This window comes from Pseudonocardia sp. DR1-2, from assembly GCF_023717215.1.
GTDB lineage: Bacteria > Actinomycetota > Actinomycetes > Mycobacteriales > Pseudonocardiaceae > Pseudonocardia > Pseudonocardia alni.
In genome coordinates this window covers 400,315-414,004 of sequence record NZ_JAMQOF010000006.1, presented here as the reverse complement: position 1 = coordinate 414,004, position 13,690 = coordinate 400,315, and the positions used below count along the sequence as shown (strand labels likewise).

Genomic DNA, 13,690 nt, shown 5'->3' with positions numbered 1-13,690 from the left:
ATGTCGGCGACTGACGGTGATCTTTCGCGGTGGGTGTCGTGTCCTGGCCCCGGGGCGGGTACGGGATCATGGTCGTCGGCACGGACGAACTGGAGGCGATCATCGCGACCGAGGCCGTCGAGACCGGCCCCGGGCCCCGTCGCGCCGGGCGGGCGACCGCGGCCCGCACCCGCATCGTCGGGTGGGTCCTGCTGCTCGTGCTGGCCTCGCTGGGCGTCGTCACGCTGCTGACCTGGATGCTGCTGATCGACGAGACCGACCGCCGGATCGACGGCGCGCTGAACTCCGAGATCGCCGAGTTCGCCCGCGTCACCGAGACCGGCGTCAACCCGACGACCGGCCAGCCGTACTCCTCGGTCGACGAGATCCTGCGGTCGGTGATCGCCGCCAACGTCGCGCGGCCGAACGAGAAGTTCCTGGGCTACCTCGACGGGCGCTTCCGCTGGGAGTCCCGGCGGACCAGTCCGCGGGTGCTGCTGCGCGAGGACCCGGCGTTCGCCGCGCTGGTCGCGGACGTCCGCCGTCCCACCCGCGGCTCCTACCTCAGCTCGGCGGGCGAGGTGCGGTGGTCGGCACTGCCGGTCGGGCTCGCCGGCGACCCGCAGCGCGGCGTCATCGTGATCGGCTACTTCACCGAGCGCGAGCACGACTTCGCCCACGAGGCCGCGCGGCTGATGGGGCTGGTCGGGTTCGGGACGGCGCTGCTGTCCGCGGTCGGGGCGTGGCTGGTGGCCGGGCGCATCCTGCGGCCGCTGCGCGACGTCGCCGCGACGGCCCGCACCATCACCGGGCGGGACCTGTCGCGCCGGGTGCCGCAGCGCGCACGGGCCCGCGACGAGATCGCCGAGCTGGCCACCACGCTGAACGCGATGCTCGACCGGGTGCAGAGCGGGATGGTGTCCCAGCGGCGGTTCGTCGACGACGCCGGGCACGAGCTGCGCACCCCGATCACCATCGTCCGGGGGCACCTCGGGGTGCTCGACCCGCGCGACCCCGACGACGTCGCCGAGACCGTCGCCCTGGTCGACGACGAGCTGGAGCGCATGAACCGGCTGGTGTCGGAGATGCTCGCGCTGACCCGGGCCGAGCAGCCGTCGCTGCTGCGGACCGAGACCGTCGACGTCGGCGTGCTGACCCGGGAGCTGTTCGAGAAGCTGACCGGCCTCGCCGACCGGGACTGGCGGCTGGAGTCGGTGGCCGCGGTGCGGTGCCGGATGGACCCGCAGCGGATCACCCAGGCCGTCGTCGCGCTGGCCGACAACGCGACCCGGTTCACCGGTGACGGCGACCGGATCGCGCTCGGCTCGGAGGCGGTCGACGGGCGGGTGCGGATCTGGGTGGCCGACTCCGGACCGGGCGTCGCACCGGAGGACCGGCAGCGGGTGTTCCGGCGCTTCGCGCGCGGCGACGACGCGCCCCGCTCCGACGGCGCCGGGCTCGGGCTGTCCATCGTCGAGGCCATCGCGACGACACACGGCGGCCGCGTGCTGCTCGAGAGCACACCCGGGCACGGGGCGACCTTCACGCTGGACCTGCCGAGGAGCGAGACGTGAGCAGCCGGATCCTGGTGGCCGAGGACGAGCCGCGCATCGCGTCGTTCGTGAAGAAGGGCCTGGTCGGGGCCGGGTTCGAGGTCACGGTCGTCGCCGACGGGGCCGGTGTGCACGACCACGCCGTGACCGGTGGGTTCGACCTGCTGGTGCTCGACATCGGGCTGCCCGGGATGGACGGCTTCGAGGTCCTGCGCCGGCTGCGGGCGGCGGGCAGCGCCGTCCCGGTGATCATCCTGACCGCGCGCGACAGCGTGCACGACACCGTCGCCGGGCTGACCGGCGGCGCCGACGACTACATGGCCAAGCCGTTCCGGTTCGAGGAGCTGGTGGCCCGGATCCGGCTGCGGCTGGAGCGCGCCCGCCCCGTCCCGGACCCGGACGTGCTGACCTTCCACGGGCTCGAGCTCGACCCCCGTACCCGGCACGTGAGCGTGCACGGCCGCACCGTCGAGCTGTCGGCGCGCGAGTGCGCGCTGGCCGAGACGTTCCTGCGTCACCCGGGCCAGGTGCTGTCCCGCGACCAGCTGCTCCGGCTGGTGTGGGGGCCCGCCGAGTCGGGGGCGTCGTCCAACGTCGTGGACGTCTACGTCCGCTACCTGCGCCGCAAGCTCGGGCCGCAGTGGATCGCGACCGTGCGCGGCGCGGGCTACCGGCTCGAACCGGGCTGAGCAGGGCCGACTACCCTGGTCGTCCGTGTCCCTCACCCTCGGCATCGTCGGCCTGCCCAACGTCGGCAAGTCGACCCTGTTCAACGCGCTGACCCGCAACGACGTGCTCGCCGCGAACTACCCGTTCGCGACGATCGAGCCCAACGTCGGCGTCGTCCCGCTCCCCGACGCGCGCCTGGGGACGCTGGCCGAGATCTTCTCGTCGGAGAAGATCATCCCGGCGTCGGTGTCCTTCGTCGACATCGCCGGCATCGTCAAGGGCGCGTCCGAGGGCGCGGGCCTGGGCAACAAGTTCCTCGCGAACATCCGTGAGTCCGACGCGATCTGCCAGGTCGTGCGCGTCTTCGACGACCCGGACGTGGTGCACGTCGACGGCCGCATCGACGCCGCGAGCGACATCGAGACGATCGCGACGGAGCTGGTCCTGGCCGACCTGCAGACGCTGGAGAAGGCGATCCCGCGGCTGGAGAAGGAGGCCCGCACCCAGAAGGACCGCAAGCCGGTCCTGGACGCCGCGCACGCCGCCGTCGCGATCCTCAACGAGGGCCGGACGCTGTTCCAGGCCGACGCCGACACCGAGCTGCTGCGCGAGCTGACCCTGCTCACCACGAAGCCGTTCCTCTACGTCTTCAACGCCGACGAGGCCGTCCTCACCGACGACGCCCGGCGCAAGGAGCTCACCGAGCTCGTCGCCCCCGCCCAGGCGGTCTTCCTCGACGCCAAGGTCGAGGCCGAGCTGCTGGAGCTCGACGACTCCTCCGCCGCCGAGCTGCTGGAGTCCATCGGGCAGGACGAGCCGGGCCTGGCCCAGCTCGCCCGGGCCGGGTTCTCCACCCTCGGGCTGCAGACCTACCTGACCGCCGGGCCCAAGGAGTCGCGCGCCTGGACGATCCCGCAGGGCGCCACCGCGCCGCAGGCGGCCGGGGTCATCCACACCGACTTCGAGCGGGGCTTCATCAAGGCCGAGATCGTCTCCTTCGACGACCTGGTCGCCGCGGGGTCGATGAACGCCGCGAAGGCCGCGGGCAAGGTGCGGATGGAGGGGAAGGACTACGTCATGCACGACGGCGACGTGGTCGAGTTCCGCTTCAACGTCTGACCCGCGGCGGTCCCGCCCGTCGTCCCTCATCAGAAGGGGTGACGATCCGGCGTACACGCTGACCGTCGTCGCGCCACCCACGACACTGTGGGCCGGGCCCCGGGGCGGGGCCGGCGTGACCGGCTGGGGGAACGACGATGGGCATGGGCCGCTTCGCCGTGGCGGCCGTCGTCGCCGCCGTGTTCGCCACCAGCGCGTGCGCCGCCGCGTCGGGCGCCGAGCGGGCCACCACTCCGGCACCCGCGGCCGTCTCGGTGTCCGCGCCGTCCGCACCCGCCGCCGGGGTGCTGCCCCGGGCCGGGGTGGGCTCGTCCGTGCCGGGTGCGGCGGTGGACGACGCGATCGTCGCGGCCCGCCGGGTGATGGACCGGGCCGCGGCCGCCGAGGCGCGGGCGGCGGAGGAGAGCCGGGCGAGGACGTCCGGTGACGACTGCGCGGCACGGGCGATGGCGGCCGGCCGGTTCGACCCGTCGTGCTCGGCCTACCAGGGGTACCTCGACCCGGGCACGGCCGCGGGCCGGGCGCCGACCAGCGGCGAGACCCAGATGCGGTACCTGTGCGCGCGGGGCCTGGTGCCCCGGAGCGACTGCTGACCCGTCGCGGCGCACGGCGCGACGACACCGGCGCGGGCGCGCCGCCGCGGGGCCGGGTCGACGGCGCGGAACGGCCGGGCCACGGTGTGGCGGTGCGGGACGGACGGCGGGCCCGGGTGGACGTCCGGTTCGACGGGACCCGCTGACGGTCGGTCTTCCGACAGGTTGTCTCATATCGCGACGCCGCAGTGTGTCCCACGCCACTACCGTCGGATCATCCGTGACGATCACCCGGGATCCGGGCTCGTGACGGTTCCGCGCCCGACCCGGTGGCGCGGCCCGACCGACACGGGGGAAGCCACATGGCCGAGCAGGTCCACCGGTTGATCTACCGCAGTCACAGCACCGTGCCGCGCGAGCGCCGCGACGAGGTCCTCGCCGAGATCTTCGACGTGGCCCGGTCGAAGAACAAGAAGGCCGGTGTCACCGGTGCGCTGCTGATCTCCGACAACTGGTTCGTCCAGACCCTGGAGGGCGACGAGACGGTCGTCACCGGGCTGTTCGAGAAGATCCGGGAGGACGACCGGCACACCGATGTGTCGGTCGTCGAGTCGACGACGGCCCAGGCCCGGGTGTTCTCCCGCTGGTCGATGGCCCGCATCTCGGTGATCGGGCGCTCGGACATCCCGCTGCACGACGTCGACGGCCGCATCCGGCCCGCCGCACCGGACCAGCCCGGGCGTGAGCAGCAGGAGCTGCTCACGCGGATGCGGAACACCATCGGGGCGGACTCGGTCTGACCCGGCTCACTGCAGCGGGATGTCGACACCCCGCTCGGACTCGGGGCGCGGACCGTGGATCCGCCGCTCCGCCTCGGTGATCGGGACGTCGTTGATGCTGGCCTCGCGCCGCCGCATGAGTCCCAGCTCGTCGAACTCCCACAGCTCGTTGCCGTAGCTGCGCCACCACCGGCCGTCGGCGTCGCGGGACTCGTACTGGAACCGGACGGCGATGCGGTTGTCGTCGAACGCCCACAGGCTCTTGCGCAGCGCGTAGTCCTGCTCGCGCTGCCACTTCGCCGTCAGCAGCTCGACGATCTCCTGCCGGCCGGTGGCGAAGGTGTCGCGGTTGCGCCACACCGAGTCCGGTGTGTACGCGCCCGCGACGCGCTCGGGGTCCCGGGTGTTCCAGGCGTCCTCGGCGGCCTGCACCTTCTGGCGTGCGGTCTCCGCGGTGAACGGCGGGTAGGGCGGACGGCCATCGGCCACGACTGTCTCCTCGGTCAGTCGAGAACGAGCGTTCTCGATCTGCTCCGGTAACGTAGGGAACGATCGTTCTCGATGTCAAGGAGGTCATCGGTGCCCGCGGCCATCACCGAGGAACAGGCCCGTCTCGACCGGGACGGCCTGCTGGACGCAGCGGAGCTGCTGTTCTACGAGCGCGGCATCCGAGCCGTCGGGATGGACCGGGTCAGGTCGGCGTCGGGGCTCCCGCTCACGCGGATCTACCGGGACTTCGCGACCAAGGAGGACCTCGTCGTCGCGGTGCTCCGTCGGCGCGACGAGCGCTGGCGGGGCGACCTGGCGGCGTACGTGACCCGGGTCGGGGACCCGCAGCGGCGGCTGCTCGCCGTCTTCGACTGGCTGGGGGAGTGGTTCGCCCGGCCCGGGTTCCGCGGCTGCGCGTGGATCAACGCCTACGGCGAGCTCGGCAGCACCTCGGAGCCGGTGCTGCGCGAGGTGCGCAGCCACAAGGAGCTGTTCCACCGGCAGCTCGGGGAGTGGGCGTCGGCGGCCGGGGTGGATCCCGTCGAGCCGGTCTGCCTGCTCGCGGAGGGGGCGATGGTGACCGCGGCGATCGGCGGGAGCCCGGAGCCGGCGCGGCAGGCGCGCGCGGCGGTGGCGGCGCTGCTGCCCTGACCGGCGGTCACTGCGACCAGGCCGCCGACATCACCGCGGACAGCGGCTCCAGCTCCGCGACCAGCTCGTCGAGCTCCGCGTCGGACAGGGCCGCGTACGGCGGCGCGGCGAGCTCGTCGGTCAGCGCCTCCACGCGCGCCTTGACGTCCCGGCCCGCGTCGGTGAGCCGTCCGTCGTCTTCGACCAGGCCGCGTCGCCGCAGCCCGGACATGACATCGGCCAGCCGGGCCGCCGGCAGGTGGTGCACGCGCCCGAACGTCTCCGGCGGGTGGATGCCCATGTCCAGCGCGGACAGCAGGTGGGCCTCGGTGCCGCCGACCCGCGCGGCGAGCAGGGCGGTGACGTGCCCGTCGCCGCGGTGCTCGCGCAGCGTCGTCGCGGACTGCCACAGCCGGGTCAGCGGGTCGCCGGGGACCTCCAGGGTGCGCATCCCCGCGTACATCACCCGGCCCTCGGTGGGGGCGCTCGTCGCGGCGGTGGTGAGCAGGTCGGCGGCCCGGGTCACGCCGGGCGACCCGGACAGCTCGGCGCCGAGGATCCGGCGCAGTGCCGCGACGCTGCCCCGTCGCCACGCGGCGAAGGACTCCTCCGGCGGGACCGTCACCCAGGCGCTCGGGATGTGCCGGGCGGCCTCGCCGTCGGCGAAGCTGTAGAACGCCGCGTGCACGACCTCGGCCGGGACCCGGCCGAGCGGCGCGGCCCGGCTCGCGAAGTAGCCGTCCCAGTAGGTGCGGTGGCCGAGCGCGGCCAGCTCCTCGTTCGGCTCGTCGGCGAGATAGGTGGCCAGGCAGATCGGCTCGGTCAGCCCGAACATACGGCGTGCGGTGTGTGCGGAGGACATGACCGGTACGACCGGGCGGGCGTGCGGAACTGATCGGCCACCCGGGCCGGGCGGTGGACACCGGCCGGCCGGTCCCGGTGCACCCCGTGGCGGCGTCGCCGGTAGGGCGGGGCTCGGCGAGGCAGGCCTCGTGCACCGGTCCGTCGACGCGCGGCCCGTGCCCGGTCGGATGGGCGCCCCGGGCGGCCGACGTCGCCGGGGACCCCCGGACGGCCCGGTCCGGCTCGCGTGCGGCCTCACCCGCCCCGACGGGACGATCGCGCACCCGAGGATCCGCCCGGCGCGGTGACGGCGAGGGTCCAGCCGTCGACGTCGCAGCGGCCGTCGGAGCCCTCGCCCGCAGCGACGACGGTCCCGTCGGCCCGCAGGCCGATCGTGTGCGCCGACCCGGCGGCGACCGCGACCACGTCCCGCCAGGTCCCGACGGCGCACTGCCCGAGGTCGTCGTCCCCGGCGGCGACGGCCGTCCCGTCCGCGCGCAGCCCCACCGTGTGTCCGCTGCCCGCGGACACGGCGACGACGTCGTGCCATCCCGCGACGTCGCCGCCACCCCGCCCGGTGGTCACGACCGTGCCGTCGGCCCGCAGCCCCACGGTGTGCAGGTACCCGGCGGACACCGCGACCAGGTCGTGCCATCCGCCGACCGCGCACTGGCCGTACCGGTCGTTGCCGGTGGCGACCGCGGTGCCGTCCTCGCACAGCCCGACGGAGTGCCAGTCGCCGCAGCTCAGGCCCCGGACCCCGCGCCATCCGCCGACCGCGCACGCGCCCTCGGCGGCGCGGCCCGCGGCGAGCACGGTGCCGTCGGCGCGCAGCCCCAGCGTGCGGCGCCACCCCGCGGCGACCGCGACGACCCCGCGCCAGCCGGCGACGGCGCACTCGCCGTCGTCGTCGCGGCCGGTGGCCAGGACCGTGCCGTCGGCGCGCAGCCCGACGGTGTGCGTGCGGCCGGTGTTGCGGGCGGTGTGGACGTTCCCCACCGCGACGGCGACGACGCCGGTCCAGCCGTCGACGGCGCACTCCCCGGCGCGGCCGTCCCCGACCGCGACGACGGTCCCGTCCGCCCGCAGCCCGGCCGAGTGCCGCCGGCCCGCGGCGAGGACGCCCATGTCGCCAGGATGCACGGCCGGCTCAGCCCAGCCGGCCGTGCACGGCGTCGTCGTCGACGGTCACGTCCGCGCCCAGTCCGCGCAGCACCGCGACCGCCGCGGCGTTCGCCGGGGGTCGTCTCCGCGACGACCGGGCCGTCGGCGCGTGCCACGAGCATGCGGAGCACCGCCCCGCCGACCCCGCGGCCCCGCCACGGCCGGGCCAGCCAGATCCCGGCCTCCTCGCCGCCCTCGACCGGTTCGAGCCGCGCCGCGCCGGCCACCTCCCCGTCGACGACGACGGCCCAGGTCCGCTCCACCGGCACCTGCGCCGCGACCGACCGCTCCCGGTGGAACGCGACGAACGCCGCGCGCCGCGGCGTCGTCCAGCCGGGTGGGCCGGGCACCGGGGGCATCACCTCGAGCGGGTCCGCCCCGGCCGCTGCCGTGTCGCACAACGCCGCCAGCAGGGACTCGTCGAGGCGCCTCAGCCCGATGTGCACCCGCCCAGGATCGCGGTCACCCGTCCGGTGCGTCACCGGGTTTCCGGCCGGCGGGCGCCGTCGCGGCCCGCGCGCGGCGGGATGACCCGGCGGAGGAGTGATCTGCACCGACAGCGTTACTCCGGACGGACCACGTCGTTGACCATCGTGAGGGACCGCGCCGACCTGCGACAGTCTGGTGCGAAAGGCTGTCCAGCCCCGTCCCGTGCCGCCGTTCGGCGATCGATACACACCCGACGGCCGCGCCCCGCGCGACGAACGGTCGAGTCCGGTCGCGCCGTACGGCCCATTCCCGCAGGTGGTCGCGGGTGTCGGAGGGCTACCGGGCGGGTCCGGCGGTGACTCCGGGAGCTAGAGACGCCCGTTCCGTCCCGTCGTTGCGCCGATGTGATCCATCCCACTTCTCAGTGCCTTTCTGTAACGATCGGCGAGCTGTCGATCTTCTACGGAGAGTAGCTAAACGACACCTGACGGATAGCACTGTGTGTAGTTGATCAGCGGCGAACGGTCGGTCCGGGGGAACGGAAACAGGCATAACGCCGCCCGAACGAGGGGGTGCTCTCGCTTCGGTGATCGGCGTCCGTACGTTCTGCGGCACCGGCCAGTGACGGAGTGTCAGTACGACGGCCGGATCACATCGCCACAGAAGGAGTGCCATGAACGCCCCCGAGACGACCCCCGCCCGTCGTAACGCCCGGCGGATCGCCACCGCCGGCGTCCTGTCCGTCCCGCTGGTCCTGGGCTCGGCCGGAATTGCCTTCGCCGGTGACTACGGCGACGGCGGCAAGCACCACGACAAGGGCCGCGACTGCGCGCCGTCGTCCGCCTCGCAGAAGGGTGGCCTGCTCGGCCTCGACGCGGCCGTCGACCCGCAGCTGAACGTCGGCGGCATCCTGAACCAGGGTGCGGTCTCCCAGCACACAACGAAGCTCGACCGGTCCAACTCCGGCATCGTGCAGAGCGGCTGCGGCGCGGGCGACGCCGTGCAGGTCGACGACCTGGTCGGGCTGGGACTGGACGTCAGCCCGTCGGCCAACATCGGCGGCATCCTGAACTCCGGCCCGGTGCAGCAGTCGACCACCACCGTCGACGACTCCAACAGCGGGATCCTGCAGTCCGGCGGCACGCACGGCGGCGGCGGGCACGCCTCGCAGCGCGGCGGCCTGATCGACGTCGCGGCCACCGTCAACCCGTCGATCAACATCGGCGGCCTGCTGTCCGGCGGCCCGGTGTCGCAGTCCACCACCACGGTCGACCAGGGCAACTCCGGCATCGTCCAGGGCTGAACTCCGCGGGACAACCGCGAGGCGCGTACCGCCCGGGCCGCTTGACCCGGCCCGGGCGGTACGGCCGACCGGTCCCTCCGAGCGGAGCTCAGAAGTCCCGGCGGACCAGCATCCGCCACGCCCACCCGGCCGCGACGTCGGGTGGGGGCAGCGGGTCGCGTTCCAGCCAGCTGGCCGCGACCCCGAGCAGTGTCCAGGTCAGGCCGGCGGCGAACACGTCCAGCGGCATGCCGAACGCGTCCTCGGAGACACCCAGCCGCACCGTCGTGTCGGCGACGACCGACTGCATCCGCCGGCGCATCCCGGCTGCCGCGTCCGGCGCCGCGGCACCGCCGAGCGCCTGCCGGTACAGCGGGGCGTGCTCGGCCAGATGGATGAACCAGCGCAGCAGCGCCGCGGGCGGTTCGGGCCCGATGTCGTCCATCGACAGGTCCGACAGGTCCGCCCCGGCGTCCGCCGCCCGGTTGGCGAGCGCGTCGGCCAGCAGCATCTCCTTGTCGGTGTAGTGCTGGTAGAAGCTGCTGCGGTTCACCGACGCGTGCTCCGCGACGTCGGCGATCGTGATCGACTCGAGGGTGCGCTCCCTGGCCAGCGCGAGCAGCGCGTCCTGGAGACGTCGTCGTGTGCGCACCGCCCGGGGATCCACGCTCAGCATTCTGCCGAACGGGTGACACCCGGTTGCGACGACCCACCGCGTCGCCGTCCGGTCAGGACGTCCGGTTGCACGGCGGCCCCCACATGCCGGCCCGCCGGTCCTGCGCGATGCGCTGCCCGGCCTCGAAGCCCGGCCGGTAGCGGCCCTGCCCCGGGCCCACCCAGCCCGCGACGAGCGCCGCGTCGGTGTAGGACTGCTGCGTCCCGACCACGAGGTACGCGGGCCAGGTCGGGGCGTCCGCCGCCGGAGCGGGCAGCGTCGGGTCCGGCACCAGCGTGACCTCCTGACCGTCGAGGAAGCCCTGGGCGAACCGCTGCGCGTCGGCCCGCGCGCACGGCGGCGTCGACGCGGTGTCCACACCGATCACCGACACCGTCACCGGACGGCCCCCGACGTCCACCACGACCGTCGCCGGGTCCACGACCCGCTGCACCCGCCCGTACAACGTCGGCGGGCCGGTGAGCGGGCCGAGCGCGGCCGTCCCCGCCGGTTCGCCGGCCAGGGCCGGGCCGTCGGACATCCGGCCGATCGTCAGCCCCCCGACGATTCCGAGGGCGACCAGCGCCAGCACGGTCAGCATCGCGATCATGCGGCGTGGGCCGGTGGACCAGGCGGACTGGAGTGTCCGGGCGCGGTGGCGCGGTTCGGGCAGCATGACTGGAGTTCGTACCGAATCGGGCGTCCGGTTGCCTGTCGGGCGGGATCAGGGACATCCGGCCGCGGTCCAGGCCGCGGAACAACCGGTGCCCGCGGAGGCGGGCCCGGCGACCCCGGTCCCGAACAGGGCGAGCGCGAGGACGGCGCCGGCCAGCAGCAGGCGGGGTCCGGTGGGACGGGTGCGGCGGCGCGGCGCGGTCATGCCGGTCCTCTCGCCGGACAGCGGGCCGATGTTGCGCCGTCCGGACCAACCTCATCAGGATTGTCGATCGCCGGACACGCGGCGGGACCGCTCCGGGGCGCTGCTAGGTTCGGCGCCTCCGTCCGTCCGGGAGGCCATGCGTGATCACCGTCCGGGAGCTGGGACCCGACGACTGGGAGACCTGGCGCGACCTGCGCCTCGCCGCCCTGGCCGAGGCCCCCGACGCGTTCCACAGCCGGCTCACCGACTGGCTCGGCGCGGGGGAGCGGGAGTGGCGCGACCGGCTGGCCGCGCCCGGCCGGTACCTGGTGGTCGAGGTCGGCGGCCGCCCCGCCGGGCAGGTCGTGGCCGTCCCGCCGGACGGCGACGGCGTCGCCGACCTCATCGCCCTGTGGGTCGCCCCGCACGCGCGCGGAGGCGACGCCGCGACCGCGCTCGTCGACGCGGTCCTCGACCGCGCCGCCGCATGGGGCGCCCGGACGCTGGCACTGCACGTGGTGATCGGCAACGACCGCGCCACGGCGTTCTACCGGCGGCTCGGGTTCGTCGACCGGGGTGTCGTCGAGCGGCCCGACGGCATCAGCGAGACCCGGATGGACCGGCCCGTCGGCCGTCCGGCCCCGCGGTGCTGACCGTCCGGCCCGCGGCACCCTCCGACGACCCCGGGCTGACCCGGATCGACGCCCTGACCTGGACCGCGGAGGTCAGCCCGGCCCCGCCGCGGCCCGAGCCGTTCCTCGACCGGACCCCGGTCGGGGACGTGCTCGTCGCCGACGACGACGGCGCCGTGGCCGGCTACGTGATCGTCGGGGCCGCTCCGCCCGCGGTCCCGGCGCACGACCACGTCCGCTGCATCGGCGGGCTGGCGGTGCACCCCGGGCACACCGGCCGCGGCGTCGGCCGCGCGCTGGTCGACGCCGCGGTGGCCCGCGCCCGCGACAGCGGCGGCCGCAAGGTCAGGCTGCGGGTCCTCGGCCCGAACACCCGGGCCCGCGAGCTGTACCGCCGCTGCGGGTTCGTCGAGGAGGGCGTGCTGCGCGCCGAGTTCGTGATCGACGGGGTCGCCGTCGACGACGTCCTGATGGCCAGGCACCTCGCTCCGCCGGTCGGCTGACCTGCGGCGACGCGGAACTGTCGGGGGTCGGTCGTAGCGTCGAAGCCATGACCAGCGCCCTGCCGTCGCCCCCGGCCTCGCCACCCGTCCCGGCCCGGGTGGCCGCCGCGCTGCGCGCCTCCTGGGGCCGCGACACCTGCGATGTCGCGGACGTCACCGGCTGGACCCCGGACCGTCCGTCGCGGGGCCAGTGCGGGGCGACGGCACTGGTCCTGCACGACCTGTTCGGCGGTGACCTGCTGCTGGCCGAGGTGTGGCAGGCCGACGGCCGGCTGCAGGGCTACCACTGGTGGAACCGGCTGCCCGGCGGCGCCGAGGTGGACCTCACCCGGGACCAGTTCGGCCCGGGGGAGACGGTCCACCCGCCCCGGGTGGTCGTGCGCCCGGAGGGCCCGCCGCGGCGCTGCCGCGCGCAGTACGAGCTGCTGCGCCGGCGGGTCCTCGACCGGCTGGACGGCCCGGGGTGAGCGGCCCGGGCTCAGCGGCGGCCGCGGCGCACGGCGTCGGCGAGCGTGCCCAGCAGCTCGTCGGTGGTGCCCCAGGACATGCAGGCGTCGGTCACCGAGCGGCCGCGGACCATGTCCGGCCCCAGCTCCTGGCGTCCCGCCTCCAGGAAGCTCTCCATCATCAGCCCGGTGACGGCCCGCTCGCCGCCCGCGATCCGCTCGGCCAGCTCCGCGACGACGCCGGCCTGCCGCACGTGGTCCTTGCCGCTGTTGCCGTGGCTGGCGTCGACGACGACCCGCTCCGGCAGACCCGCCGCACGCAGCCCGTCGGCGGTCGCGGCGACGTCGGCGGCCGAGTGGTTGGGGGTGGCCCCGCCGCGCAGGATGACGTGGGTGTCCGGGTTGCCGGTGGTGGTGACCAGGCCGGCGAGCCCGTCGGCGTTCACCCCCATGAACACGTGCGACGCCGCGGCCGCGCGCATCCCGTCGATCGCGGCGCGGATGTCGCCGTCGGTGGCGTTCTTGATCCCGACCGGCATCGACAGGCCGCTGACCAGCTGGCGGTGCACCTGGCTCTCCGCGGTGCGGGCGCCGATCGAGCCCCAGGTGACCACGTCGGCGATGTACTGCGGGGTGATCGGGTCGAGGAACTCGCAGCCGACCGGCAGCCCGAGCGCGGAGATGTCGAGCAGCAGCTTGCGCGCGGTGCGCAGCCCGCGGTTCACGTCGAAGGTGCCGTCCAGGCCCGGGTCGTTGATCAGGCCCTTCCAGCCGACGGTCGTGCGCGGCTTCTCGAAGTAGGTGCGCATGACCACGCACAGCTCGCCGGACAGCTCCCCGGCCCGGGCGGCGAGGCGGTGGGCGTAGTCCAGGGCGGCGTCCGGGTCGTGCACCGAGCACGGCCCGACGACGACGAGCAGCCGGTCGTCGTCGCCGTCGAGGACGTCGGTGACCGCGGCGCGGCCGCGGGTGACGGTCTCGGCGACCCGGGGGTCGCAGGGCAGGTCGTGCCGCAGCAGTGCGGGCGAGATCAGCGGGCTGATCCGCTCGATGCGGCGGTCGTCGGTCGGGGCGACCTGCAGGGGGGTGGTGCTCGCACTCATCGGAGACGGTGGTCCTTACCCGG

Annotated in this window: 17 protein-coding genes and 1 pseudogene; 10 read left to right on the top strand and 8 right to left on the bottom strand. The window is 74.8% G+C overall.

Going from position 1 to position 13,690, the window contains the following annotated elements; translation table 11 throughout:
• The first annotated feature begins 38 nt into the window (after positions 1–38).
• The 5 genes from ND486_RS20110 to ND486_RS20090 all read left to right on the top strand — a co-directional run bounded on the left by ND486_RS20110 (position 39) and on the right by ND486_RS20090 (position 4,653).
• Entirely contained in the window at positions 39–1,553 is a 1,515-nt protein-coding gene (locus ND486_RS20110; protein ID WP_251785767.1) for an ATP-binding protein, read from the top strand.
• Positions 1,550–2,221, top strand: coding sequence for a response regulator transcription factor (locus ND486_RS20105; protein WP_251785765.1), 672 nt, complete (start codon positions 1,550–1,552; stop codon positions 2,219–2,221). The genes ND486_RS20110 and ND486_RS20105 overlap by 4 nt, the downstream gene beginning before the upstream one ends.
• Before the next feature lie 25 nt (positions 2,222–2,246).
• Entirely contained in the window at positions 2,247–3,320 is a 1,074-nt protein-coding gene (gene ychF, locus ND486_RS20100; RefSeq protein WP_251785763.1) for a redox-regulated ATPase YchF, read from the top strand.
• A gap of 143 nt (positions 3,321–3,463) precedes the next feature.
• Entirely contained in the window at positions 3,464–3,913 is a 450-nt protein-coding gene (locus ND486_RS20095) for a hypothetical protein (RefSeq protein ID WP_251785755.1), read from the top strand.
• 302 nt (positions 3,914–4,215) lie between these two features.
• Positions 4,216–4,653: a BLUF domain-containing protein gene (locus ND486_RS20090; protein WP_208819359.1), complete on the top strand. Its 438-nt coding sequence runs from the start codon at positions 4,216–4,218 to the stop codon at positions 4,651–4,653.
• Between the two features lie 6 nt (positions 4,654–4,659).
• On the opposite strand, the gene ND486_RS20085 is transcribed toward ND486_RS20090, so the two are convergent.
• Complete coding sequence (locus ND486_RS20085; RefSeq protein WP_251785752.1) at positions 4,660–5,121, bottom strand: nuclear transport factor 2 family protein; 462 nt, start codon at positions 5,119–5,121, stop codon at positions 4,660–4,662.
• 90 nt (positions 5,122–5,211) lie between these two features.
• Between ND486_RS20085 and ND486_RS20080 the strand changes: the two genes are divergently transcribed.
• Positions 5,212–5,772, top strand: coding sequence for a TetR/AcrR family transcriptional regulator (locus tag ND486_RS20080; protein WP_251785750.1), 561 nt, complete (start codon positions 5,212–5,214; stop codon positions 5,770–5,772).
• 7 nt (positions 5,773–5,779) lie between these two features.
• Here ND486_RS20080 and ND486_RS20075 read toward each other — a convergent pair whose 3' ends face one another.
• The 3 genes and pseudogenes from ND486_RS20075 to ND486_RS30070 all read right to left on the bottom strand — a co-directional run.
• Positions 5,780–6,613 (bottom strand): MarR family transcriptional regulator, encoded by an 834-nt coding sequence (locus ND486_RS20075; protein ID WP_251785749.1) that lies wholly within the window; start codon positions 6,611–6,613, stop codon positions 5,780–5,782.
• Between the two features lie 236 nt (positions 6,614–6,849).
• Entirely contained in the window at positions 6,850–7,722 is an 873-nt protein-coding gene (locus ND486_RS20070; protein WP_251785747.1) for a chromosome condensation regulator, read from the bottom strand.
• A 194-nt stretch (positions 7,723–7,916) separates the two neighbouring features.
• Positions 7,917–8,117 (bottom strand): annotated as a pseudogene (locus tag ND486_RS30070) (GNAT family N-acetyltransferase); the annotation flags it as partial.
• Between the two features lie 743 nt (positions 8,118–8,860).
• Here ND486_RS30070 and ND486_RS20065 point away from each other — a divergent pair.
• Positions 8,861–9,490 (top strand): hypothetical protein, encoded by a 630-nt coding sequence (locus tag ND486_RS20065; RefSeq protein WP_251785745.1) that lies wholly within the window; start codon positions 8,861–8,863, stop codon positions 9,488–9,490.
• A gap of 88 nt (positions 9,491–9,578) precedes the next feature.
• On the opposite strand, the gene ND486_RS20060 is transcribed toward ND486_RS20065, so the two are convergent.
• The 3 genes from ND486_RS20060 to ND486_RS20050 form a co-directional block, all read right to left on the bottom strand.
• On the bottom strand, positions 9,579–10,136 hold the full coding sequence (locus ND486_RS20060; protein ID WP_208819352.1) for a TetR/AcrR family transcriptional regulator: 558 nt from the start codon (positions 10,134–10,136) through the stop codon (positions 9,579–9,581).
• A 61-nt stretch (positions 10,137–10,197) separates the two neighbouring features.
• Positions 10,198–10,800, bottom strand: coding sequence for a thermonuclease family protein (locus ND486_RS20055; RefSeq protein ID WP_251785744.1), 603 nt, complete (start codon positions 10,798–10,800; stop codon positions 10,198–10,200).
• Between the two features lie 48 nt (positions 10,801–10,848).
• A complete protein-coding gene (locus tag ND486_RS20050) occupies positions 10,849–11,004 on the bottom strand; it encodes a hypothetical protein (RefSeq protein WP_168172178.1) in 156 nt (51 codons plus the stop codon).
• A 140-nt stretch (positions 11,005–11,144) separates the two neighbouring features.
• On the opposite strand from ND486_RS20050, the gene ND486_RS20045 reads away from it, so the two are divergent.
• Genes ND486_RS20045 through ND486_RS20035 form a run of 3 tightly spaced genes read left to right on the top strand, consistent with a single transcriptional unit; the run spans position 11,145 to position 12,585 of the window.
• Positions 11,145–11,636, top strand: a complete 492-nt coding sequence (locus ND486_RS20045; RefSeq protein WP_251785742.1) for a GNAT family N-acetyltransferase — start codon at positions 11,145–11,147, stop codon at positions 11,634–11,636.
• Complete coding sequence (locus ND486_RS20040; RefSeq protein ID WP_251785740.1) at positions 11,630–12,118, top strand: GNAT family N-acetyltransferase; 489 nt, start codon at positions 11,630–11,632, stop codon at positions 12,116–12,118. The genes ND486_RS20045 and ND486_RS20040 overlap by 7 nt, the downstream gene beginning before the upstream one ends.
• 47 nt (positions 12,119–12,165) lie before the next feature.
• Positions 12,166–12,585, top strand: a complete 420-nt coding sequence (locus tag ND486_RS20035; protein ID WP_083474545.1) for a hypothetical protein — start codon at positions 12,166–12,168, stop codon at positions 12,583–12,585.
• Positions 12,586–12,596: 11 nt separating this feature from the next.
• Here the strand turns inward: ND486_RS20035 and ND486_RS20030 are convergent, their stop codons facing one another.
• Positions 12,597–13,667 (bottom strand): 3-deoxy-7-phosphoheptulonate synthase, encoded by a 1,071-nt coding sequence (locus ND486_RS20030; protein ID WP_251785739.1) that lies wholly within the window; start codon positions 13,665–13,667, stop codon positions 12,597–12,599.
• Positions 13,668–13,690: the final 23 nt, after the last annotated feature.

Excerpts from the sequence above, each read along its gene's own strand:
- ND486_RS20095 (WP_251785755.1), top strand. The coding sequence starts at position 3,464 with ATGGGCCGCTTCGCCGTGGCGGCCGTCGTCGCCGCCGTGTTCGCCACC.
- ND486_RS20090 (WP_208819359.1), top strand. The coding sequence starts at position 4,216 with ATGGCCGAGCAGGTCCACCGGTTGATCTACCGCAGTCACAGCACCGTG.
- ND486_RS20075 (WP_251785749.1), bottom strand. The coding sequence starts at position 6,613 with ATGTCCTCCGCACACACCGCACGCCGTATGTTCGGGCTGACCGAGCCG.
- ND486_RS20070 (WP_251785747.1), bottom strand. The coding sequence starts at position 7,722 with ATGGGCGTCCTCGCCGCGGGCCGGCGGCACTCGGCCGGGCTGCGGGCG.
- ND486_RS20065 (WP_251785745.1), top strand. The coding sequence starts at position 8,861 with ATGAACGCCCCCGAGACGACCCCCGCCCGTCGTAACGCCCGGCGGATC.
- ND486_RS20055 (WP_251785744.1), bottom strand. The coding sequence starts at position 10,800 with ATGCTGCCCGAACCGCGCCACCGCGCCCGGACACTCCAGTCCGCCTGG.
- ND486_RS20050 (WP_168172178.1), bottom strand. The coding sequence starts at position 11,004 with ATGACCGCGCCGCGCCGCCGCACCCGTCCCACCGGACCCCGCCTGCTG.
- ND486_RS20035 (WP_083474545.1), top strand. The coding sequence starts at position 12,166 with ATGACCAGCGCCCTGCCGTCGCCCCCGGCCTCGCCACCCGTCCCGGCC.
- ND486_RS20030 (WP_251785739.1), bottom strand. The coding sequence starts at position 13,667 with ATGAGTGCGAGCACCACCCCCCTGCAGGTCGCCCCGACCGACGACCGC.